This window comes from Segetibacter sp. 3557_3, from assembly GCF_004354985.1.
Taxonomy (GTDB): domain Bacteria; phylum Bacteroidota; class Bacteroidia; order Chitinophagales; family Chitinophagaceae; genus Segetibacter.
The window spans coordinates 768,264-791,483 of sequence record NZ_SMSK01000001.1 but is presented as its reverse complement, the minus strand read 5'-3'; the positions used below and the strand labels follow the sequence as shown (position 1 = coordinate 791,483).

The window sequence follows — 23,220 nt, the reverse complement described above, 5'->3', positions numbered from 1 at the left end:
GGATTGACAATCAATGGCCTTGCAAGCTGGTAACAACCTGCCAAATGTCAGCGGCAATTTGTTCTCTTGGCTGATCTCCGTTGATCATTACAATGTTTTCTATCGGGCCAAGCTTATCAAAAGCCTCCATATACTTCGCCCTTACTTTCAGCAGATTGTCCAGGGTCTCGTACAACTCAGGTGACTCGCGTCCGGCAACAATGCGTTGCATACATACTTCCGGAGATACATCTATAAAAATGTTAGCATCTGGTCTCAAAATGCTGGCGCTCATGCTGTTTGCTTGTATGACCCATTCCATGTCCATATGGGTTCCATGGTAAGCGTAAGAAGAAAAGTAATACCTGTCGGTCACCACCGTTTGTCCCCATTCGAGCTTTCGCACGATCCCGGTTTCATCGTTCAGGAGATGATCGAGGCGATCGGCGACAAAGAGGCCGGCAATAGTACGGTTATCCGCTTTTGCTTTATTCCGTAATATGGATCGGATAAACGTTCCTACCTGGCCATCGGTTGGTTCAAATGTGCCATATACGTCAACCCCCGACTTCCTTAGATTCTCCGTAAGCAACCTGCACTGGGTTGATTTACCACTACCGTCTATTCCTTCCAAAGCGATAAATAATGGCCGAGCTGAATTCATGGTAGTATTGGTTTGCTGCCAAAAGTAAGTGCAAAACTGATATCACCCTATGTCCACTGATCGCTCATCAATATGGTTGCGCAATTTTTGCTGGTATTATAAAAAGACACATATGAAAACCCGAACTACGTCGAAAGGTCTGGATGAAAGTGCAGCCATTTCCGAGATCATAGAACACCAGGTAAAACTGGAAAGCCTGGGCGACCTTCAGCCCCTTTTTGATGCGATTGGAGAAAAGAGGATTGTGATGTTGGGAGAAGCCTCTCACGGCACGCATGAGTATTACACCTGGCGCAGTTTTATCAGCCAGCGGCTCATTGCAGAAAAAGGCTTCAGCTTTATTGCGGTTGAAGGCGACTGGCCCGATTGCTACAAGATCAACGAATATGTAAAGGGTCGGTCGCATGCTTCAACTGCACAAGAGGTAGTAAAGACTTTTGACCGCTGGCCTACCTGGATGTGGGCAAACTGGGAGATTGCCGGGCTTGCAGAATGGCTGAAAAAGTATAATGCGGCTGCAACGAAGAAAATCGGGTTTTACGGGATTGACGTTTATAGTTTGTGGGAGTCGTTGGGTGCCATCAGGCAGTACCTGCAAGAAGTTGACCCAATTGCATTGGAGAAAGTGAGCGAGACCTTCAGGTGTTTTGAACCCTACAGCGAAGACGGGGTGTCTTATGCTTATGCGAGCCGCCTTGTTCCGGAACTCTGCGAAAATGAGGTGGTAGCCTTGCTCAAGGAATTGAAGGAGAAACTGCCTACTTACGATAGTGGCGAGGAAAGTGTTTTTTCTACGGAACAAAATGCCTTAATCGCGGTTAATGCAGAAAAGTATTATCGTGCTATGGTTAAGGGAGATGGTGCCTCCTGGAATGTTCGCGACGGGCACATGCAGGAAACGCTCGACCGCTTGCTTGAATTCAATGAACCTGGTGCAAAAACAATTGTTTGGGCTCACAACACCCACATAGGCGATGCAAGCGCAACCGATATGCAGCAGGATGGAATGATCAATATCGGGGAGCTTTCCCGGCAGAAATACGGTAACGACACTTTCCTGGTGGGTTTTGGCTCATATAAGGGATCAGTAATCGCGGGTAAACGATGGGGAGCCCCTATGCAGAAGATGGAGTTGCCACCTGCGCCTGCCCGGTCGTGGGAGCGCCTTCTGCACAAGGCGGGGGCGGGCGACAAATTATTACTCATGCACAACTTGCCAACCGACGTTTTTGACCATCATATTGGTCACCGGGCTGTCGGTGTTGTGTATAACCCGGCGTTAGAATCTTATGGCAATTACGTTCCGAGCAGGATGACCAACAGGTATGATGCTTTTATACACCTTGATCAAACCCGGGCCTTACACCCATTGCATCTTGAACCACACAACCTTGAAATCCCGGACACCTATCCATTCGGAATGTAATCCTGGGCATAAAAAAGGCTACCCTGTCCGGGCAGCCTACATAGGTATTTACTGAACTATTTATTTCAGTTTTTCGGCGTTGTTGCCAATCGCGTAGTATCCTTTGGTTACAACCGGTGTACCACCCGTTTGCAGGCGAACAGAGCGGGTTGACAGTTTACGGGCGTTTGGTTTCAACGAGAAAAAGCCTTTGCGCGGCGCATCTGTTCCGGTGACCGGGGTTATCACCTGCTGATCGCCATTCAATTTTTGTGCGTTATTTCCAATAGAGTAGTAGCCTTTTTGCACCTGCGGTACCGTTGGCTGCTGCTTTTCTGTTTCCCTGTTTTGAGCAAACACTTCACCTGCTCCGAATATTATAATAAAAAGGAGTAAAAAGATTTTAGATGATTTCATTTTGCTGGTTTTAATTGTACAAATAGTCGCTCACCGGTTGGCGAGCAAGTTCAATTCAGATTCAAGAAGCCCCTGGCTCAAATCAGCAAAACGCAATGGCGTATGAAAAGTGGAGTATTAGAAAGATCTTCCGTCGAAACAGCGGCGAAAAGATGGGGCGACGCAGGTGTCGCGGTATCATCGACAGCAAACTTGTTCGGTAACATAGACCGGAACTGCTTTTGGAGCCCGCTGTGCTGAAACGTTTTATGAACAGTAACGTGCTCAACTCCTGCATGTATACCGTGCGCACAATCGTCCAGGTTATTGGCTTCGTAAGGCGTGTGCTTGTCATTCGGCTTACACTTGGCCAGACAAATTGCCTTCTCTTCGATGTGCGTACCAGACAGCAGTACGGCCGACAGAAAAGCCAGGTAAACAACGGATAATATGACGGCTATCACCTTTTTCACGAGTGCAATTTAGTGCACGATTAAAAAAAGGATGCCCGTTTTTAGTTAATATTTTTCTATATGTAGCGAGCTTGTTTACAGTTGATCTTACTAGAATTTTTTACAATATGAGGTTTCTTGAAGGTTTAATCCACAACAACAATATTATCTTTGATCTAAATCAACTTTACGCATATGCAGGTTACACAAATCGGTCTCGATACAGATAAATCACAACAATTATCACAAAAACTGAACATCCTTCTATCGAACTTCCAGATCTTTTATATCAATGCACGAGGCTTCCATTGGAATATAAAAGGGGAAAAATTTTTTGAATTGCACGCTAAGTTTGAGGAATTGTATACGGATGCCCTTGTCAAAATCGATGAAGTGGCGGAAAGAATACTTACCCTGGGGAATATTCCACTACATTCTTTTACTGATTATGTAAAAACGGCTACAATCTCGGAGAAAACGAATATTTCTGAAGGCAAAGCCGCAGTTTACGAGGTTGTTGAGGGTTTTCAAAACCTGCTGGCGATTGAAAGGGAATTACTGGAGCTCTCGGACGATGCCCGCGATGAAGGAACAAATGCATTGATGAGCGACTACATCCGTGAGCAGGAAAAACAGGTGTGGATGTATTCAGCCTTCTTAAAATAGAACCGGCACCGCGGTATGGCTTAGAATGGGATAGCGCTCACAAGATGTTGTTTTGAAAGTAAGTTTTTTGCATAGGATATCAGTGGGGAAATGAGGGGAGATGACTATCACTTTAACGTTCGGAGCTTTTTACGAGTGAGGTAACCCAGGTGCAAGTGATCATCTGGTTGACTGGCAGCATATTCAATGAGCAGGAAATACTGCTCCTTAAAATTCTTTGGCAGCAAATCGCGAACCTGGTGCACGTCGTCTACGTCGACACCATAGTGGTCGTCGATATGCGAGGTTGCACCTTTAAACCCGGTATGCTTGTAGAAAGCTGTGGATTTTGCCTGTTGGATTGCGCCTGTTTTGTTGGTTGAAATCGCGAGCATCTTGTAATGAAACTCATCAAATTCATTCGTCTTGTATCCGCCAAGGTTTAGGAAAAACAGTTTTGCAGCCTGATCAGCGGTCTTCCGCTCCAAAGGCTCCACCTTAACAGCGTAACCATCAACATAATTGACTTCCCGCCAGGCATCAATGTGGATCTTACCTGCAGCTTCGGGCCAAAAAGACACCATAGCCGGTTCCAGGTCACGTAAAGATGGCGCCACCCCAAAAAAAATGTCGTGCTGCTCAGTGTTCCTGCCCTTTGGTGTACAACCAATTAGTACCATGTATAATTTCAGGTCTTCCATTCGCCAATGATACACCATATTTTAGTAGGCATAAACTGGTAAAATGCGGCTCCTGATGTCTAAACATCGGCCGCTCTGTTACGCCTCTTGCGATGCAATTTCCTGGAGTCTTTTCCCAATGACCGTCTGCAGCTCCGTTAAGCGTTTATCCCGTGGGTTTTCGAGGTGAAACGAAATTTTACTGCCGCGCTTATCATACAAGAGGTCGGTTGGAAATTGTTTCAGCCGCTTATCAACAAGTTGAACCTGGATAGTGTCGGCGTTTGATGGCCAATAAACTTCTGCATGCATTCGACGCCCCTCAAAGTCATAGTATAGAATCATTGACGCAATTTATAAATTGTAGATAATTGATCAACACGTCAGCTAAATCTTTAGCGAATGTTGTAAATTGACAGGCCAGCAGTAAACATTAAGTGGGAGCGAAACCTGACAATGTATTGTTCAATAAACTCCTCAATCACCCGGTATACCACCATACAGGTAAGTCGGTTTTGCTTCATCAACTGTTATTAAGATGCTCCGCACCAGGTTCAATTATATCTTACGCCGATTTACCCTTCTCACTATAGCGGTAGCATTGTCGACCAGCCTTTGGTCAACGACAATTGTAATATATATAACGCCGGAATTTGTGATGATGGCTGCCGACAGCAAGGGGGTTTTTACTACGGTATCGGGTAATAGGGAGAGTGTGGCAATGGTGTCAAAAATCTATCAGCGCAGCAACGTTTACTTCTCAATGGCAGGGGTCACCTCCAATAACTCCCAAAATTTTAACGTTGCCCGGCTGATAGACGCGGAGCTTCAAAACTTTACAACCTGGCCGGAGGTAACCAACAGAATTAAAAGGAGCGTTGAGAGGGCCTTGTTGCCTTATCTAAACTACATTAAATCGGCTAACAATAACCTTTACCGGAACAACCTGGTTGCATCGGATTATTTCACGTCTGTTTGTTTGATTGGTATAAAGAACAAAACACCGTATGCGCATCTGCTTGGCTTTAAGGTAACGGATGGTGCCACAATAAACGTTACTACCGAAGAGATATCTTATGGCAAGGGCAACCTGAAAGATGCTGTTTATTACCTTGGGCAGAAAACAGCTATCAATAAGTACATGCAGTCGGTTCAGCGGGTGACAATGACACCGGAGAAGTTTGTAGAAAAGCTGGTAAGTGTACAGGCCGCAAGTACACCAAAGCTGGTTGGAGGGCCTATTGATATATTACGCATAACACCGTCGGGTGTAAAATGGATCCGTAGAAAGAAAGGCACCCCGGTTGTTTTACCCTAGTTCATCAATCGTTCGCCATACTGCCCGCAAGGTAGTCGAGCAAAGCCTTTTTCATAGCTTCCTTAAATTCAGGAGTTAATTCAGGTGAAGACGAGTCTTCAGCCAGGGTTGACGCGCCGGAATAGCTAAAGTTGATAAAGCAGGCTGGATCGCCATTGATCTTTACAAAGTATTGCACCTGGTTTGTTTCAGGGTCTTTGGCCGACACTGCTTCTGCAATATATTCGGAACCGTTTAATTCAAAAGGAATGGTTGAAGACATAAATTGTAGTTGTGGCAAATATATGATGTAAACAGTACCTTGTTTCCTGCTGTTATTTTAGATGTTTGAATACAGACTCTTTGTAGGTTTCAAGGTCAGCTTCCGTAGTAATTTCATCAAATGGCTCCATCTTACCTCCTGTAAATTGCCTGGCAATTACCACGGCGCTTCCCTGTACAACAGTGCTCTTCGCTTTCGTGAAAATACGTTCAAGCTCGTCGCGATCGTTGATCATTTGCAACGCTTCAATATCTCCAACATTAATCAGGTATTCAGCCATATAAACAAACTTGCATTTGGGTTAAGGGATAACGCCCGCGTATTCACAGGTATGATCGCCAGTTTTGCATTGCCACGTTCCGGTACACTGTTTCTCAATCCTGCATAACAATCCTGCCAGCTGTTTCTTTCTACTATTTGTTCCGCTGGTACAACTCGGCAAACTTTAGAAAGTTCGACTGATAGGTGGCCTGTGCCTCCAGGTTGGGCGAATAAAACCGCTCCGGTGGTTCCGGCTCGTAACTTGGCGAAGAAAACAAACCCGTGCTATACCCCGCGATAATAGCTGCGCCAATGCCTGATGCATCTTCGGGGGTATTTACAACCACCGGTAAGTTCGTGATGTCGGCAAGCATCTGCACCCATTCTTCCGAACGCGTAAATCCACCACTCGCTACGATCCTGGTTACCCCGCTACTTACCTGCAGCAGGTCGTTGATAATAACTTTAAGGTTCATGGTGATGCCTTCCAGAAGAGCACGCATCCAATCTTCGCGGGTATGGTCGAATCGAAGCCCCGAGACTATTCCGCTGGCACCGGCATCCCAAACAGGCGCCCGCTCGCCCAACAGGTATGGAAGAAATAGCAGACCCTTACTTCCGGCGGGTGCTTTCATTGCAGTGTCGATGAAGTGTTCCGGATCTTCAAAACCGGAGTCGTTAAACATAGATTCAGCCATCCATTTCAGCAATATGGAACCGTTGTTGCTTGCGCCCCCACATATAAACGTGCCCGGGGTTAACAGGTAATTGAATAGGCTTTGCTTTTCAGTAAAATGCGTATGGTTACTGGTTATGCGAACGGCAGCACTTGTGCCGATCGTTACAGCGATGTCGGTTTCCTGTTGAACACCGCTGCCCACATTTGCAAGACAGCCATCGCTGCTGCCAACTACCAGCGGAATATCAGCCGGGATGTTGTACCCGGCGACGACCGGAGACAATTTGATTTGCATGAGATGGGTAACTTCAACCGGGGTTGACAGGCTCCCGGGTGTGATCCCGGCAAAGCCCAGGGCAACATCATCCCAGGTGAGCTCGTGGAGGTTAAACAAACCCGATGAGCAGGCAATAGAATGATCAACAACGTATTCGCCGGTAAGGTGGAAGATGATGTATTCCTTAATAGAGATAAACCGTCTTGCCTTTGTATACAATTCAGGTTCATTTTCTTTCCACCACATGATCCTTGTTAGCGGTAACATCGTGTGAATGGGCACACCGCACTCCCGGTATAGGTAGCCCGCCTGACCACTGTTTGTTAAGAAATCAGCCTGAGCTGTGCTCCTCGAATCGGCCCAGGTAATCAGGCTGGTCAGGGGTTTGCCGGCTTCATCGACCGCCAGGATGCTGTGCATTGCAGCACTAAATCCCATTGCACCGATGCTTGTACCCGGTGGAAGTTGTTGAAGCAGTTGTGTTAGGGCGTCGAGTACAGCTGTAAGGATTACCTCGGGGTCCTGCACCCGGTAGCCGGGCTGTGGTTCTGTAATGCCATAGGCACAATGACATGAGTCAAGTGCTTCACCCTTTTCATTAACCAGGATTGCTTTGGATGAACTGGTTCCGATATCGACGCCGATAATGTGCTTCATGAGCAAAATCCAAATATACTGTTTTGGATGCACCCCGGTTGTCGTCTTTAAACAGATGGAGTGGACAAGCCGGAATATACCCCGATCGCTGAACTCACCCCCAGCTTAATTACCGTGATTTCTTCTTTTCCTGGTTCAAGCGAAATGCACCGATTTTAGTGGAATAACTTTTTGCATCTTTTTTCAGGTAATCGCCTACATACCATATGGTTTCGTCATCACTGGGGTCAACAGCGGTTTGCGTATAGTCCTGCCAGCGCAACGTATAGGTTTGCGCGGCTTCGCCGCTCACCAGGATGGCTTCATTTAAGGTCATTATCCCAACAGCGTCGCCGGAATGTCTTCCGGCAAAACGCTGGCCTGGATATTCGTCTGCGCCACCAAAAGAGTAGCCAATTCCGATGTTTCCCCAGCGATCAATGGCCGGGCTGGCCATCCACCTGAACTGGGCAGTTGGTGCATACGTGCCTTGCTGGAAAAGTTTTACTTCGCGATTGTTGTCGAGCACAAACTCATACCAGCGAACACCACCGGCACCCGCACTGGTGTTCACGGAGTGTACCGCCACCATCGATTCCCGCTTGCCGATACGGCGATAAACCAACCTGGCCATCAGCTTGTCACCCTGGGCGTCGAGCCTTTGTTCCGTTCCAGGTTGCGGAACTGCTTTTGTTAACTGGCCACCACCCATGTAGCGATAAGGTGCAACGGTAATCTTTACGGGTCCTTCGAGCTTTGTTTTCGCCGGGTCTTTCCAGTCTACATGAAATTTCCAGGCATAGATGCCATCATCCTCCAAAATGTTTTTCAACTGCGATCCCCCGGCTGCAAGCATGATGTTTGGTGCACCCGCAGGTGGTAACTGCTTGCCATCGAGATCGGCGTTTACCAGGAAGTTTACATCTTTGATGATAAACGCTTGTTCGGTTGCATCTTCGCCTTTCAACATCTTTGTTCGGTCAACTACATAGGCGTGTTTCTCAATTACATCATCGCCGGTGCTTGTTGAAGTATAATAGCCGTCGGGCCAAACAGCAGGGCGGGGATAATCCGGGAACAATTTGCGGGTAAACTCGTAGCGGTAATAGGGGCCAAACGGGTCAGGACCGGTAGAAATCGCATAGCACATACAGTATGCACCTTCCTCCTTTGGTGGCCTGGGTTGCCGTATGGGCTGACTTGTATCTGGTTTTGTGTAAGGTGGAATGAACAAGGGTTCTGCTTTGCCTGCCCTGCCCAATACTCCGGGCACTCCGTTGATTAGCTCCGTTTCGCGCGAAGGCAGCCGCCGGAATGTTGGCATAACGATCAGCCACCGGTCGGCAAGCTGATCATAGCGTACAACAGCATCGCCATTGTTGATTTTTTCACAAGGACCCCCAAAACCCCGAAATACGTTCCTGGTTTCTACGGGGCCATACAACACCTTGCCGGTACTATCGAATTGCCGCCCCCGTTTGGTGAAGATGGCCATGCGGGAGTTTACCGTTTGAACGATATGGTTTAGTCCTACCGCAAGCGAATTATCAGATGGATTGCGAACGGTTGCGGTTCCCTGCGGGCCCTCGAAGCCTACACCAAGCCCGTCGAAACTCGCAACCAGGCGAGGTGCGTTCTTCGTTCCAAACTGGGTTTGCTCTACTGAGGGTTCGGCGATGTAATCTCCATATCCACGACGCTCGGGGCTGTTTGGCTCAACAGTGTAGTTGGGATTGCTACCTGGTTGATTGGCTGAAGGTGTATCGTGTCGGCTTATGTTTTGGATAGCGTTGCCCATGAGGGGGCCGGAACGATCGTGGCGAACTGCCGGGGCAGATGAATGCGGAACATGTTTAATTTGTGTGAATCCCTGTTGGCAAATGATGATTCCAAACCCAATTAGTGCTGCTTTTAATTTCATACGAACGATATAAATGGTGAACTGTACAACCTGCGACCTTGCAGTACAGACCCGTGTTCAGGTAAATTCAGTCCTGCGCAGGTCTCTCAAAATAGCGGTAAATATTTGCATGAGGGCGTTTCGCAATTGTCCATTCTTAACCAGTTTTGCCATGCAATGAACCAACACCATTGGTCACCGGATAGAAATTAGTGGTAATCCTACCTGGTTGAAAAAAGTACAAAAGTTAAAACGGAGCGTCGCAACCACTGTCGCCATAGGTACAAATGCCGGCGCACAAAAAAAACGCCAGGTGAGTTGAATCGTATGTCATGCACGAGGTTCCATGATTTTTTCAAGAAATGTGATTGCTGATAAATGAACGCATCCGAAGGTTATATCCATTCAGGTAAAGCCTGTGGTACCTTATGCGCAGGTGCCGGGCTGAAAAGGGGCACAAAAAAAACCCGCCTCATTAGAAGCGGGTTGGTATGATGTCGCAAACTGCGATCAGGTAATCTTAGTAGCGGTACAATTCAGGTTTGAACGGCCCGTTTTTGCTGATACCGAGGTATGCAGATTGGGCTTCAGTCAACTCCTCAAGTTCAACACCGATTTTTGCAAGGTGCAAACGAGCAACCTTTTCATCAAGGTGTTTTGGTAGTACATATACTTTGTTCTCGTATTTACCAGGGTTTGTCCAAAGTTCGATTTGAGCAAGTGTTTGGTTTGTAAACGAGTTACTCATTACAAAACTTGGGTGACCGGTTGCACAGCCAAGGTTTACCAGGCGGCCTTCAGCAAGAAGAATAACATCTTTACCATCAAGATTGTAGATGTCAACTTGTGGCTTGATGGTATCTTTTGTATGTCCGTAGTTGTCGTTTAACCAGGCAACGTCGATTTCAATATCGAAGTGACCAATGTTACAAACGATGGCTTTGTCTTTCATAAGCCTGAAGTGTTCGCCCGTGATGAGGTCGCGGCAACCTGAAGCGGTAACAATAATGTCGGCTTCTTTTACAGCGTCGATCATCTTTTTAACTTCAAAACCGTCCATAGCAGCTTGTAAAGCACAGATAGGATCGATTTCGGTTACAATAACACGTGCACCTGCACCACGAAGTGACTCTGCAGAACCTTTACCAACGTCGCCGTATCCACCAACAACAGCCACTTTACCCGCCATCATTACGTCTGTAGCGCGACGGATAGAATCCACCAGGCTTTCTTTACAACCGTATTTGTTGTCGAATTTTGATTTGGTAACACTGTCGTTAACGTTGATTGCAGGAATTGGCAAAGTACCTTTTTCCATTCTTTCGTACAAACGGTGTACACCTGTAGTCGTTTCTTCGCTAAGTCCTTTAACGTGTTGGATCAGCTCAGGATATTGATCAAAAACCATGTTGGTGAGGTCACCGCCATCGTCAAGGATCATGTTCAGCGGACGGTCGGCGCCACCAAAGAACAGGGTCTGTTCAATACACCAGTCAGCATCCTGCTGGCTCTGACCTTTCCAGGCGAAAACACCAATACCGGCAGCGGCAATTGCAGCAGCAGCATGATCTTGTGTAGAGAAAATATTACATGAGCTCCACTTTACTTCAGCACCAAGCGCAACCAGTGTTTCGATAAGCACAGCGGTTTGAATGGTCATGTGAAGACAACCCGCAATGCGTGCGCCTTTTAGCGGCTGTGCTTCGGCGTATTCGGCGCGAATGCTCATAAGGCCTGGCATTTCTGCTTCGGCAAGGCGGATTTCTTTACGGCCCCATTCTGCAAGGCTCATATCAGCAACTTTGTTCTTCAGGCTGAAGTCGAGTTGTGATTTTGTAAGTGTTGACATAGTTATGTTTTGAATTTTAAGTGAAGGCCGACAACCATGATGTGGGTTATCGACTTGATGTTTGATGATGCAAATCTATATTTTCAGTGGAATATCCTGCGCTAAATTGAAAGTTTGGAACGGAATAAGGCGTTTCGCTACATTTACAGAATAAACCTACGCTTTGCTATGAGCAAGACCCCGAAAAAAGAAGAATCTTCTGTTAACCACGACCCGTTGGATCAAAAGGACCTTGCGATACTTCGCTTATTGCAGGAAAACGCCCGGATCACGGTTAAAGAAATCTCCGACAAGATACACTTGAGTACAACCCCGGTTCACGAGCGGATCAAGCGAATGGAAGCTTCGGGAGTTATAAAACAATATGCAACACTGGTTGACCACACCAAGGTGCAGAAGGGACTGATGGTAATTTGTTATGTTTCGCTGAAACAACATAGTAAAGAGGCGGGCGATAAATTCATCAAGGCCATTCATGAATTCAACGAGGTGATTGAATGTTACAACATCTCGGGCGAATTCGACTTTATGCTAAAGGTTGTGGCAGCCGATATGAATACCTACTATAACTTTCATGTGAACCGGTTGAGCCAGATAGAAAACATCGGCAATGTGCAGAGCATATTTGTAATGGGCATTATCAAACAAACCCATATTGTGGTGGAGCCGGTTTGAGATAAATTTTGAATGATGAATGCAGAAGTATAATGCAGAAGTATAAATGATGAATGCAGAAGTATGAGTGATGAATGCAGAAGTATAAATGATGAATGCAGAAGTGTAATGCAGAAGTATAAATGATGAATGCAGAAGTATGAATGATGAATGCAGAAGTGTAATGCAGAAGTATAAATGATGAATGCAGAAGTTAGAATGATGAATGCAGAAGTATGAATTAATGCCAACCCGGTATGGCGTTTTTTTGGGGACCGGCAGATGACCACTAGTGAGGCTTCGGTTGTGTCCCTTGTACGTTCGGTAATTCTATTGAGCGTATTTTTGAAATCCTACCCTAACAAAACGACCTTGAATGCAGAATTATGGATTAATGTATTTAGGTAGCCTTTGAGTCAGTTGATTGCTCAATGATGCAATGGAGTACAAGAGTGCGACGCAACAATTTACAATTGAAAAACTTCGGCCTGGCTGAAAAAGAATCGCTTAACTGAACGACATTATAGTATGGATGCACAAGTCGGAAGCCATGGGATCTCGTTATAGCGTTTTGTGGGGACCAGCAGATGACCTTTGGTGAGCCTCTGTTTGCCCGTTCGCTGCGCAGTCGGAGCGGTGTCGCTCACTTGTACCGCACCAATTCTATTGGCATTTAACGGTTTTTTGAACCACCCTACACAATTTCTTTCTTAACCTGCTTCCATAACAATATGCAGATATCAATTGCACAGGGCCTTCACGATTGGGCTTAGGATGAAGAACAATCCATTCCGCTTTTCAGATTTTCCTAATACCTGGTGATCCGGGAGCAATATAGCAGCACTACATCAAACGGAGCAATGCATCCAATCGGATTTTTTTACCTTTCTATTTTTACATTTTACATTTTCGAATTAGGTTAATGACTCTCTTAAAATTTCACTGTAGCGGCGTGCGATGTTGGCGATGATTTCGGCCTTATCGTAACCATTGATGATGGTCCGGGCATTTTCGAAGTCTGCTTTTTCGTTGTTGATAAATTGGGAGAGTTTTTTCCCGGTGAACCAGCCTTCTTTCATGCCCTGGATCGCGATCTGGTAAGCCACAACAGGGTCCTTAGCGAGGTCGGGCTGTGTAACCAGGTCGACTCCCGTCAGCGAGCGCGCTTTAGCGTAATTTCTACGACCCGTGATTTGAACATAACCCCGCCCATGAAATAGGGCACCGTCGCCCGGTTTGGTGTTTCCAAGCATTTTACCCACACTGGTGGATGGACCATATCGCTTATTAAAATATGGATCACCACCATATTCGTCGATGGGGTGCATCGTATGGGCTGTTTCCCATTTAAACGTTGCCATACAATAAGCAAGTTGTCTCCTGTCACTTTCGGTATTGGAAAAACGATCGTCTTTTTCAATCTGGCTCAATAAAAAGCGGAAAGCGTCGGCAAGGCTATTGGTGAGTGGTCCAAAGCGGCTCACATAGCCGTTGAGCAATTTTTTTCGGTCTAGAACTAGCATACAAAGGGGTTTAGGATTAGGTGTGCTGTCCAAGATAGTGCGAAGCCTGCTCATTTGCAATGCATTAACACGAATAGTTCGGCAACCTTATTCGTTCCGGTGACAACGATATCGTTCTTTTGGTATCGGAACAGGTTCGGCGTGTTAACCTGTAACGCAAATAATGACTGCCGCTAAAAAGAGCCCGGCCGGATTTATATACCCAATAAATAACAGTAGTATGGAGTAGAAATTACTCATTTTCCAATAAATCAACGGCCATTACATAATCAAACATAAAGTAGCCATTGCCAATCGGAATGTCCTCCTCACGTACTACCTTAAAGCCATTATGCTCGTAAAATGATCTTGCGGTATTATTACGATTAACGTTCAGCAATAAACTTTTGCCGCCCATGCTGCGGGCGATTTGCATAACATTTTGTAACAGGGTTTTACCAGTCCCGGACTTTTGGATGCCTGGCAGCACATAAAGCTTCTGGAGTTTATATACCTCGTCGTGTTCATGGGAAAATGAAGCAAATCCGATCGGTTCATAATCTTTAAGCGCAAGAAAGAAGTGGTGATTGTCTTTCATTTGTTTTGACAGCGCTTCGGTGCTATAAAATAAGTCCAGCATATACATAAGCTGATCGGGGGTAAGGATCTTATCATAAGCGATGGGCCAGGTTTTATTTGCGATCTCCTGTATATACCTGATGTCGTTGAACGAAGCGGGACGCACCTGCAGTTGTGAAGAGGGAAAGTTCGAGTTACTCATTCGTGGTTGGGGAGTGGAGACAGTTGATAGGTTGAGCTTTTGCGGATTGCGAATTAGCGAATGACGGATTAAATTAAAGGTATCAGGTATTGAGGTATCTAGGTAATTACCCATTCCTTGATCAGCTACTTCTGGCTATACAAACGACTTTGAAAACGTTCTGCGGGGTTGCCGCAGAACGTTTTTGTTAACTGCGAAGCCAGTTACAGGCTTGCAAGGCTTTCTTCTATTGCCTTGATGCGTGCCTCAGCGTCGGCCTGCTTCTTACGTTCAAGTGCAACGATCTCAGGCTTTGCATTAGCCATAAACCGTTCGTTGCTTAGTTTCTTTGCAACGCTTTGAAGAAATTGTTGCTGGTGGTCAAGGTCCTTCAAAAGGTCAGTTCTTACCGCACTCGTATCCGCCTTTGTTTCTGTTTCAATAAATATACGGTCGCCCTCCACCGCAACAATTAATGTGACGGGTATGGGTTCCTGTGTATAGGCCAGCGACCCTATATTTAACTGCCGGTTTAGAATACTGCTAATCTTTTGATAGATGATTGCATCAGCCGTTTGAATGTGCACCTTGATGGGTTCCTTAGGCTTTAAGCCGTTTTTTACACGGGCGTCGCGCAGTGCTGTAATCACTTTCTTAAGCTGGTTACCATCATCAAGAATTGACTGATCGGCTTCTTTGGTTGCTGCGCTTAACTTAACACACAGGTCATCCTCCCGCTTGCGCAACTGGTGATAGATTTCTTCCGTTATAAAAGGCATGAAGGGATGAAGCAGTTGCATCAGTTCTTCGAAGAAAATCAGCGTTTGGTGATAGATATTTTGGTCGATTGGTTGCTCAAAACCGGGCTTAACCCATTCAAGGTACCAACTGCAGAAGTCGTCCCAGATCAGCGAGTAAATGGTTTTAAGTCCCTCGCTAAGCCGGAATTGGGAATAGGCACCGTCGAGTTCAACCTTCACCTGCTCCAGCCTGGCGGCAAACCACTGTACGGCAAAGTGCTCCTCACCTGGGTTCGTACGAGGTGTAGAAGCGGCGCCAATTCGCTGTTCCCACATCTTCACCAACTTCAACGCATTCCAGAGCTTGTTATTGAAATTCCTGCCTTGCTCAAGGCTGCTCTCATCAAACAACAGGTCATTACCTGCGGGTGAGGAGATCATTATGCCAAATCTTACCGCATCTGCACCATACTTGTCGATGAGCGCCAGTAGATCGGGACTGTTGCCGAGACTTTTGCTCATCTTTCTACCGAGCTTGTCGCGAACCATCCCGGTAAAGTACACATCGGCAAAGGGCCGGGTTTTGTTATAGTGCATACCCGCCATAATCATCCTTGCCACCCAAAAAAAGATGATATCCTGGCCGGTAACTAAAACTGAGGTGGGATAGTAGTACGAAACATCTTTGTTACCCGGATCAGATATGCCATTGAAGACCTCCATTGGCCAGAGCCATGAGGAAAACCAGGTGTCCAGCACGTCCTCATCCTGCTTGAGTAATTCCTTGTTTGTTAAAACACCCGGATAAACTTGGTTGAACTTCTCAACTGCTTCCTCGTGAGTGGCAGCAACAACGAATTTTCCATCAGGTGCATACCAGGCGGGTATTTGTTGGCCCCACCAAAGCTGCCGGCTGATACACCAGTCCTTTACATTTTCCAGCCAATACTTGTAGGTGGCAAGGAACTTTTCTCCCGGGTGTATTTTGATGTCGCCATCAACTACGGCATTTAGGGCGGGCTCTGCCATTTCTTTCATCTTCAGGAACCATTGTGTAGATATGCGTGGCTCAACCACGGCTCCACTCCTTTGGCTGTAACCAACCCTGGTCTGGTAGACTTCTTCTTTAACCAGGTAGCCTTTTTCCCTTAACTCAACAATGATTTTCTTTCTTGCTTCAAAGCGATCTGCACCTACAAAGATCCTGGCGGCAGGGCTCAGGGTACCATCGGGGTTTAAGGTGTCGATCACTTCCAGTCCGTGCCGGAGTCCGAGATTATAGTCATTTATGTCGTGTGCCGGAGTCACCTTCAGCGCTCCTGTACCAAACGACGGATCAACATATTCATCAAAAATAAATGGGACAGGGCGGTCGATTAATGGCACAATCGCATACTTGCCTTTTAGGTGAGCATAGCGCTCGTCGTTTGGATTTACGCAGATTGCGGTGTCACCCATGATCGTTTCAGGTCGTTGCGTGGCAATTATCACCGTGTCGCCTGAAGAACCGCCATCACCCGGTTGGTCAACAACCTTGTAGCTCAGATAATATAGTGTTCCCTGTATTTCTTTGTGCTCCACTTCTTCATCGCTCAGCGCCGTTTTGGCGGCAGGGTCCCAATTGATCATCCGGGCGCCACGATAGATAAGTCCCTTTTCGTACAGGTCGATAAATACCTTTATAACGGCTTTGTAATAATGGTCGTCCATGGTAAAGGTCACCCGGTCCCAATCTACGCTGCACCCAAGTTTTGCAATCTGGTCATATATGATCCCGCCATATTTGTCTTTCCATTCAAAGGCGTATTCAAGAAATTCCGCTCTCGAAAGGGTGCTCTTATCAATCCCCTTTTCTTTTAGCATTTGCACCACCTTCGACTCCGTTGCTATGCTGGCATGATCGCTGCCGGGAACCCAGCAAGTATTGTAGCCCTTCATCTTTGCCCTGCGGATCAGGATATCCTGCACGGTTTCGTTAAGGGTATGACCCATGTGAAGAACACCGGTAACATTTGGTGGCGGTATTACAATGGTGTAAGGAGTGCGCTCGTCCGGTACACTGGAGAAATATTTTTTTTGCAGCCAATGCGAATACCACTTTCCTTCCGTTTCTGCGGGTAAATAATTTTTGCTTAGTTCCGTCATTTCGCGCCTTTTAAAATCGATTGTTGGTGAGCATTTTCAAACAAGGACGCAAAGGTACTAAATGGGAGCAGTCCGTCGCCAGCCGAAACGTAAAATGCAGAGCGAACGTTTATAACCTGAAGGAAGAGATCTACCAAAGCAGCATCCTGGTATCCCAGCCATAAGCTGGTAATATGCTGTAGTTGTTGCTGACTGATGTGCCAGTGTTATTCTGCTGACCCTCGATGCAGAAAAACTTTATGGTGGATGTAGAAGGCTGCAGGTTTGTGCAACATGCAGCAACATTTAGAACAGCATTTGGGGAAGGAGACAGGGCCTGGCATGAAATGAAGAAAATACCTGCAAGAGATACGGGATAGAATATCTTCTTCATATCGTTAGTTTAGAAGCTAAATTTAATAATTGTTCACGGTCCGTTTACTTATGTTTTGTTAATAAACAACCGCAGAAATCGACAAAATGCAACGGTTTGCGAAAGGATAAAACAAAAAAATCCTGGTAACCAATGCAAGCAAAGGATACCAGGACTTCTACGTTAACAATTAGGTTTAGTGGCCGAGATTGCCTTTCCACTCCAGGTACGTAATCAATGCAATTGCTGCAAAAATTGCCACCCCGATAATGGTGTTCCTAACCCCTTCGCCAACGTGAATTGAAGTAGATTTTTTCATGTTAACAGATTTTAAGGTTTGATAATAATTGTTCAATGGATAAGGACAGGCAAATTACCAGACTGCTCTGATCACCTGGACTTAGTTCGCTTATTAAAGTTAAGCTTTTCACAAGAGATGAGAAATAGAATACTCACTTTTTTTAGAGATTTTAATCATGTTGAGCATTAAGCCGGGGTTTTTGAGTTTTCCTTATGGTAAATTCCCCAACATTTCAATGCAAGAACTGGTATATATACGAGCAGCCCCGTTCTGCCACAAAAAGGTTTTCGATCCGGAGAATTGGTGTGCATATTAGGATAACTTACCAAAGAATTTAGTAATCTTGTGTTTGTCTTTCAAACACTAATGATGTTCGCGATAGTAGATATAGAAACCACCGGTGGGTATGCGAGCGCAAACGGTATAACAGAAATTGCAATTGCTATCTATGATGGCGAAAAGGTGGTTGATTACTTTGATACACTGGTTAACCCTCTGGTAGCTATTCCCCCATACATTCAAGCTTTAACGGGAATCACAAATGCCATGGTGAGCCAGGCTCCTTTATTCGAGGAAGTAGCCGGGAAAATTTATGAGCTGCTGAGTGACAAAGTATTTGTTGCACACAATGTCAATTTTGATTACTCCTTTGTCAAGTATCATCTTTCCCGTTGTGGATTTGATCTGGATTGTAAAAAATTGTGCACCGTCCGGCTGGGCCGGAAAATCTTTCCCGGACAGCACAGCTATAGTCTCGGGAACCTTTGCCGGAGTCTCTCCATTGAAATCGAGCAGCGTCACCGTGCTGGTGGGGATGCACGGGCCACGGTTAAGTTATTTCAACAATTGCTCTGTAACGACCAGGCGGGAGAAATCAACCTCATGTTGAAAGGAAGGGCAAAGGACCAGCATTTACCGCCTAACCTGCAGGTAGAAAAGGTTACGGCTTTACCTTGTTGCCCCGGTGTTTATTATTTCCATAATCAAAAAGGGAAGGTTATTTACGTCGGCAAGGCAAAGGATCTTCGTAAGCGGGTTGCGAGTCATTTTTCAAACAATAAAACGGGTAAACAGAAGCAGGAATTTCTAAGAAATATCTACGACGTCACCTACCACGAATGTGGCAGCGAGTTGATGGCATTTATACTGGAAAGCATAGAAATAAAGCGGCTATGGCCATTGTATAACAGGAGCCTCAAGGGTTTTGAACAGGCATATGGGCTTTATGCTTTTGAAGACAATAAAGGGTACCAGCGCCTGGTAATTGAAAAGAAAAAAAAGCACCTTGAGCCGATCTATACTTTTAGCCAGATAACGGAAGGGCAGACACTGATCAAAAAGCTCATTGCCGATTTCGGGCTTTGTCCCCGGCTTTGTTTTATCGATGTTTCACCGGGACCTTCACTTGCCGAAGAGCAACAACTCTCTGCTGAGGAATATAACGAGCGCATTAGCAGTGCGGTAAAATTCCTGGGTGACGCTTTGCCCACATTTGCACTTTGTGAAGAACCTTCCTTTATTACAAAAGAAACAAGAAAGGGAGTGATACTTATGGAGAAGGGTCGCTTTTATGGGATGGGCTACCTGCCGCCGGAGGTTACAGTCCGGTGTGTTGACGACCTCAAACCTCATCTTACCCAGTACCCCGAAAATGGATACATACGCGGATTGCTATACCAATATTCTTCGAAGTACCCGGAAAGAAAAGTGCAGTTTTCAGCTTGATTGCTGTTTCGCTTATGTGCCTTCAAGGTATGATAGAAACACTTCGCGACTGATCATTTCTGCTCCCAGGCTTTCCAGGTGGCTGGTATAAACCTGGCAATCGATTAACCTGGTGCCGGTAGTTACAAGGTGTTTTACAAATAGGATAAACGCGTACTTGCTGGCATTACTTGCAAGGCTAAACATGCTTTCGCCACAAAATACATTATTGATCTTTACCCCGTACAAGCCACCGATAAGTGTGTCAGCCGACCAAACCTCAGCGCTGTGCGCATAGCCCAGCTTGTGTAAAGTGAGATAGGCCTCACGCATTTCATCTGTAATCCAGGTGCCGTACTGGTCTTTGCGATCAACTTTTTTGCAGGCGTTAATAACTTCCGAAAACGCCTTATTGATCGAAAAGGTAAAGGGCTGCCTGGCAAGCATGCTCTTCATGCTTTTACTTACTTTCAGATTCTCCGGGAATAATACAAACCTGGGATCGGGCGACCACCATAAGGGAACATCGCCATCAAACCAAGGAAAAATGCCCCTATGGTATGCAAGCAGTAAACGTTCTGCACTCAGGTCACCGCCTATCGCTAGTAGTCCATCATCACAGGCATCCGCTACAGGCGGAAACCAAAGTTTTTTATCCAGTGCAAAAAGCGGCATATCGGGCAGTAGTCTGTTAAACGGAAAGGTACGCCAGGAATGCATCAGACGACTGGAAACGGGGTGGAGACAATTCAGATTAGCCGAATGATCGCAAGAGCTGTTTTGAACGGAACAGGTAAATCGTTCTTGTCCCAGGTAGTAAAAAGAGGAGGTAGAATTGAGTTACTGGAGCTTGTGAGCAGGGGTGGAGGCTGTTAGTTGGTCAACACTTCAAGGGTTGCACCTATTCCGCGATCTATGATCGCTTCACATCTTGGTTTAAGGGTCGACAATTTACCTTGTTGAACAGCATATTTGCCATGCGTATGAATAATCATCGCACATTGTTCGGCTTGTTCTTCGCTATGCCCACAAATCTCAATCAACGTTTCAATCACCCATTCAAACGTATTTACTTCGTCGTTCCAAACAACGATCTGGTATGTTTTTTCGAAGTCGGTTAACACGTCCACTTCAACCTCTTCCAACGTTTGTGTTTGTACCCCTGAATAATACATGTACCCTCTTTTTTGCAAAGTTATTCGTTCTCGTCAAGATTTGGTGATCAAACAAATAATTGCCAAAGGTAGGCCTGTTGGTAGCGACCGGAAAAATATGGTTGTTCTTTTTAGTGCGATGTCTTACTTTGTTATATGAAAGTTTTGAGTGCGGCACCCGCCACCGTGAATATTATTGATCGGCTGCAATACGATGCATCGTTTGAGCCCTACCTGCAATTTCTGCGTACTAAAATGGAGAAGACGTCCGATATAAGGGCGAAGTTTTATAAATACATCCTGAGCAAATTCGAAAAAAGGCCAAAGCTCCTGGTACCGCTTACAGACTTTTCGGTACTGGACGAAGAACAGGACATCATTCAACTGATCAGGATGTCTTTGTTGCCACTCGCGTCTAACTCGGACGACTTTTCAATGGCCTTGGCTTTTATCAAACCTGAGATACTGTTCTATAAAACGGCTCCTTTTACCAGGCTGATCAGGGGAAACGAAGAACTATACCACGCAGAAACGGACCATATCGACAATCTCCGTTACATGATCAGGCTGGTAATCGAGAACTGTTATCATGTAAAACTTGAGAGTGAACACAAAAGGATCGTCCAGGTTCAAAACGAGCACAATCACCTTATCCGGCATTATCATTTGGCTATTGATAGTCGCTTTCTTGAAGTGGGTACAACGGGGCCACTGCCACCTTTAAGAGACGAATGGATAGAGATGCTTACAAGTGATACCAGCGAATTTTGCGAGTTGGTGGAAGCGTTTCCATTTGAAAACTTCCGCTTTCGGGGCTTCTGTATCCTTTTTGCGGAGGACGTGAGCAAAGAAATAGCTATCAACGAGTTGAAAAATGCAATCCTTAACATGCACAACGAAACGCTTGACCAAACATTGGAAAAGGTTGAGGTAGCGATTCGCGAACTGCTTAACGATACAAGAATAAAGATTGGCGTTACGCCTTTCTTCAAGATCAACGGGAAAGTTGTTTACGACAGGTCGTTTATTACCAAGTGCGTCGTGGTTGATTCGACTGAAGAAAAGCGAGCCCATACTATAGGGATAAATGAAATGTACAATAGCTTCTTGCAGCATCCTGAACCGTTTATCTATCCGAATGTTACGTCGGCAATGGCTCAGTCGGAACCGTTTCTTGCAGGGGTGTTAGACAAAGGGATGAAAAGTTTCATGGCATACCCGATCAGAACATCCGAAGGTTTGCTGGGGGTATTCGAAGTGAGCGCAACGGAAGAAAACGGCGTTTCGATAAAAACGGTAGAAGTGCTTCAGCGTGCTTTCCCGATCATCACAGACCTTGTGTATTTTATGATCAAGTCCTTTAACGATAGGATTGCGCAGTTGATCAAAGATGAATTTACCTCCCTTCAGCCATCTGTAGAGTGGAAGTTCAATGAAGTTGCCTGGGACTACCTGGTGAAAGACGACGTTCGCCGCTCAAAAGAAGGCATGGGCAATGTTGTATTCGAACAGGTTCACCCGGTTTATGGAGCTGTCGACATTCGTAATTCTTCTGTTGAAAGAAACGATGCTACCCGGAAAGACTACCAGTTCCAGTTATCCATCACGCGGGACCTGCTGGAACAAACGGCGTCCAAGATCTCCATACCCTTGTTTGAGAGTGCCCTATACAAGTGTGAACAATACCTGAAAAGCATATCCGATACGCTGACACCGCAGTACGAAATGAAGATAAATGAGTTTCTTGAGCAGGACGTCAAGGCATTATCGATGCATATCACTGAACGGTATCCTGACCTTCGGAAAGAAATCAGTGCCTACCGCCTGCAGGCAGATAAAGACAAAGGTGGTTTTTATCAGCATAGGCGGGCATTCGAGCGCTCACTACATTATATCAACAAAAACATCCTGAAGTATTTCGATCAGGAAGTACGAAAGCTGCAACAGGTTTACCCCTTCTTTTTCGAAAAATACCGGTCGGATGGGGTCGAGTACAACATCTATATCGGCCAATCTATTGTTCCTGACCAACGATACAATCCTATCTACCTTAAGAATATAAAGCTTTGGCAGCTACGGTCCATGGTTGATATTGCACGCCTTACCGCTAAACTGGTTGCAGACATGCCCGTAATGCTGCAGACTACCCAATTGATACTTGTACATACTAGAGCCATCGACATCAACTTCAGAAAAGATGAGAGAAGGTTTGATGTAGAAGGCTCATACAACATCAGGTACGAAGTCATCAAAAAAAGAATTGATAAGGTTCATATTAAAAACACAGCCGAACGGCTGACACAACCCGACCGGATTGCTATTGTTTATACAAATGCCAAAGACGTGGAGGAATACCTGGAGCATATCGAATACCTGAAAGGCAAGGGCATGTTAACTGATAGTCTCGAAATGTTCGATTTAGAAGATCTGCAGGGGGTTAGCGGGCTCAAGGCGCTCAGGATTGGAATCAACTATCATGAGGCTGACTAAAACCGTTTGATAATT

24 protein-coding genes are annotated in these 23,220 nt (G+C 45.8%); 6 read left to right on the top strand and 18 right to left on the bottom strand.

All coding sequences use genetic code 11. The annotated features are described in order from the left end of the window. Nucleotides 1–10: 10 nt before the first annotated feature. Entirely contained in the window at nt 11–643 is a 633-nt protein-coding gene (gene tmk, locus EXU57_RS02785; protein WP_133266632.1) for a dTMP kinase, read from the bottom strand. A 112-nt stretch (nt 644–755) separates the two neighbouring features. Between tmk and EXU57_RS02780 the strand changes: the two genes are divergently transcribed. Continuing rightward, nucleotides 756–2,069: an erythromycin esterase family protein gene (locus tag EXU57_RS02780; RefSeq protein WP_133266631.1), complete on the top strand. Its 1,314-nt coding sequence runs from the start codon at nt 756–758 to the stop codon at nt 2,067–2,069. A gap of 60 nt (nt 2,070–2,129) precedes the next feature. On the opposite strand, the gene EXU57_RS02775 is transcribed toward EXU57_RS02780, so the two are convergent. Together EXU57_RS02775 and EXU57_RS02770 are read right to left on the bottom strand one after the other, a co-directional pair. Beyond that, nucleotides 2,130–2,465: a hypothetical protein gene (locus tag EXU57_RS02775; protein ID WP_133266630.1), complete on the bottom strand. Its 336-nt coding sequence runs from the start codon at nt 2,463–2,465 to the stop codon at nt 2,130–2,132. A gap of 77 nt (nt 2,466–2,542) precedes the next feature. Continuing rightward, nucleotides 2,543–2,917, bottom strand: coding sequence for a hypothetical protein (locus EXU57_RS02770; protein WP_133266629.1), 375 nt, complete (start codon nt 2,915–2,917; stop codon nt 2,543–2,545). Nucleotides 2,918–3,091: 174 nt separating this feature from the next. Here EXU57_RS02770 and EXU57_RS02765 point away from each other — a divergent pair, with 174 nt between their 5' ends. Then, nucleotides 3,092–3,562 (top strand): Dps family protein, encoded by a 471-nt coding sequence (locus EXU57_RS02765; protein WP_133266628.1) that lies wholly within the window; start codon nt 3,092–3,094, stop codon nt 3,560–3,562. 107 nt (nt 3,563–3,669) lie between these two features. Here EXU57_RS02765 and EXU57_RS02760 read toward each other — a convergent pair whose 3' ends face one another. From EXU57_RS02760 to EXU57_RS25740, 3 genes are all read right to left on the bottom strand, one after another. Beyond that, nucleotides 3,670–4,242 (bottom strand): DUF1543 domain-containing protein, encoded by a 573-nt coding sequence (locus tag EXU57_RS02760; RefSeq protein WP_133266627.1) that lies wholly within the window; start codon nt 4,240–4,242, stop codon nt 3,670–3,672. A gap of 78 nt (nt 4,243–4,320) precedes the next feature. Further along, on the bottom strand, nt 4,321–4,566 hold the full coding sequence (locus tag EXU57_RS02755; RefSeq protein ID WP_133266626.1) for a hypothetical protein: 246 nt from the start codon (nt 4,564–4,566) through the stop codon (nt 4,321–4,323). A gap of 50 nt (nt 4,567–4,616) precedes the next feature. Beyond that, nucleotides 4,617–4,745, bottom strand: coding sequence for a hypothetical protein (locus EXU57_RS25740; protein WP_262708539.1), 129 nt, complete (start codon nt 4,743–4,745; stop codon nt 4,617–4,619). A 14-nt stretch (nt 4,746–4,759) separates the two neighbouring features. Between EXU57_RS25740 and EXU57_RS02750 the strand changes: the two genes are divergently transcribed. Further along, entirely contained in the window at nt 4,760–5,539 is a 780-nt protein-coding gene (locus EXU57_RS02750) for a hypothetical protein (protein WP_133266625.1), read from the top strand. Nucleotides 5,540–5,543: 4 nt separating this feature from the next. Here the strand turns inward: EXU57_RS02750 and EXU57_RS02745 are convergent, their stop codons facing one another. The 5 genes from EXU57_RS02745 to ahcY all read right to left on the bottom strand — a co-directional run bounded on the left by EXU57_RS02745 (nt 5,544) and on the right by ahcY (nt 11,403). Continuing rightward, nucleotides 5,544–5,801 (bottom strand): hypothetical protein, encoded by a 258-nt coding sequence (locus EXU57_RS02745; protein ID WP_133266624.1) that lies wholly within the window; start codon nt 5,799–5,801, stop codon nt 5,544–5,546. A gap of 52 nt (nt 5,802–5,853) precedes the next feature. Next, nucleotides 5,854–6,081, bottom strand: a complete 228-nt coding sequence (locus EXU57_RS02740) for a hypothetical protein (RefSeq protein WP_133266623.1) — start codon at nt 6,079–6,081, stop codon at nt 5,854–5,856. 133 nt (nt 6,082–6,214) lie between these two features. Further along, nucleotides 6,215–7,675: a gluconokinase gene (locus EXU57_RS02735; protein WP_133266622.1), complete on the bottom strand. Its 1,461-nt coding sequence runs from the start codon at nt 7,673–7,675 to the stop codon at nt 6,215–6,217. A 109-nt stretch (nt 7,676–7,784) separates the two neighbouring features. After that, nucleotides 7,785–9,575 (bottom strand): hypothetical protein, encoded by a 1,791-nt coding sequence (locus EXU57_RS02730; protein ID WP_133266621.1) that lies wholly within the window; start codon nt 9,573–9,575, stop codon nt 7,785–7,787. 499 nt (nt 9,576–10,074) lie between these two features. Beyond that, on the bottom strand, nt 10,075–11,403 hold the full coding sequence (ahcY, locus tag EXU57_RS02725) for an adenosylhomocysteinase (RefSeq protein ID WP_133266620.1): 1,329 nt from the start codon (nt 11,401–11,403) through the stop codon (nt 10,075–10,077). A gap of 168 nt (nt 11,404–11,571) precedes the next feature. On the opposite strand from ahcY, the gene EXU57_RS02720 reads away from it, so the two are divergent. After that, complete coding sequence (locus tag EXU57_RS02720; RefSeq protein ID WP_133266619.1) at nt 11,572–12,078, top strand: Lrp/AsnC family transcriptional regulator; 507 nt, start codon at nt 11,572–11,574, stop codon at nt 12,076–12,078. 893 nt (nt 12,079–12,971) lie between these two features. Here EXU57_RS02720 and EXU57_RS02715 read toward each other — a convergent pair. The 5 genes from EXU57_RS02715 to EXU57_RS25735 all read right to left on the bottom strand — a co-directional run bounded on the left by EXU57_RS02715 (nt 12,972) and on the right by EXU57_RS25735 (nt 17,875). Then, nucleotides 12,972–13,580 (bottom strand): glycoside hydrolase family 19 protein, encoded by a 609-nt coding sequence (locus EXU57_RS02715; protein ID WP_165958005.1) that lies wholly within the window; start codon nt 13,578–13,580, stop codon nt 12,972–12,974. A gap of 232 nt (nt 13,581–13,812) precedes the next feature. Next, nucleotides 13,813–14,340, bottom strand: a complete 528-nt coding sequence (locus EXU57_RS02710) for a GNAT family N-acetyltransferase (RefSeq protein WP_133266617.1) — start codon at nt 14,338–14,340, stop codon at nt 13,813–13,815. A gap of 203 nt (nt 14,341–14,543) precedes the next feature. Next, nucleotides 14,544–17,204: a valine--tRNA ligase gene (locus EXU57_RS02705; protein ID WP_133266616.1), complete on the bottom strand. Its 2,661-nt coding sequence runs from the start codon at nt 17,202–17,204 to the stop codon at nt 14,544–14,546. A gap of 130 nt (nt 17,205–17,334) precedes the next feature. After that, nucleotides 17,335–17,577: a hypothetical protein gene (locus EXU57_RS02700; protein ID WP_133266615.1), complete on the bottom strand. Its 243-nt coding sequence runs from the start codon at nt 17,575–17,577 to the stop codon at nt 17,335–17,337. A 175-nt stretch (nt 17,578–17,752) separates the two neighbouring features. Beyond that, the gene (locus tag EXU57_RS25735) at nt 17,753–17,875 is read right to left on the bottom strand and encodes a hypothetical protein (protein ID WP_262708538.1); all 123 of its coding nucleotides are present in this window, start codon (nt 17,873–17,875) and stop codon (nt 17,753–17,755) included. A gap of 351 nt (nt 17,876–18,226) precedes the next feature. On the opposite strand from EXU57_RS25735, the gene EXU57_RS02695 reads away from it, so the two are divergent. Beyond that, nucleotides 18,227–19,582, top strand: coding sequence for an exonuclease domain-containing protein (locus EXU57_RS02695; protein ID WP_133266614.1), 1,356 nt, complete (start codon nt 18,227–18,229; stop codon nt 19,580–19,582). 12 nt (nt 19,583–19,594) lie between these two features. On the opposite strand, the gene aat is transcribed toward EXU57_RS02695, so the two are convergent. Continuing rightward, nucleotides 19,595–20,236, bottom strand: coding sequence for a leucyl/phenylalanyl-tRNA--protein transferase (gene aat, locus EXU57_RS02690; RefSeq protein WP_133266613.1), 642 nt, complete (start codon nt 20,234–20,236; stop codon nt 19,595–19,597). Between the two features lie 197 nt (nt 20,237–20,433). Continuing rightward, nucleotides 20,434–20,736 (bottom strand): ATP-dependent Clp protease adaptor ClpS, encoded by a 303-nt coding sequence (locus EXU57_RS02685; RefSeq protein WP_133266612.1) that lies wholly within the window; start codon nt 20,734–20,736, stop codon nt 20,434–20,436. Nucleotides 20,737–20,871: 135 nt separating this feature from the next. Between EXU57_RS02685 and EXU57_RS02680 the strand changes: the two genes are divergently transcribed. Continuing rightward, the gene (locus EXU57_RS02680) at nt 20,872–23,205 is read left to right on the top strand and encodes a hypothetical protein (RefSeq protein WP_133266611.1); all 2,334 of its coding nucleotides are present in this window, start codon (nt 20,872–20,874) and stop codon (nt 23,203–23,205) included. The last annotated feature ends 15 nt before the right edge of the window (nt 23,206–23,220 follow it).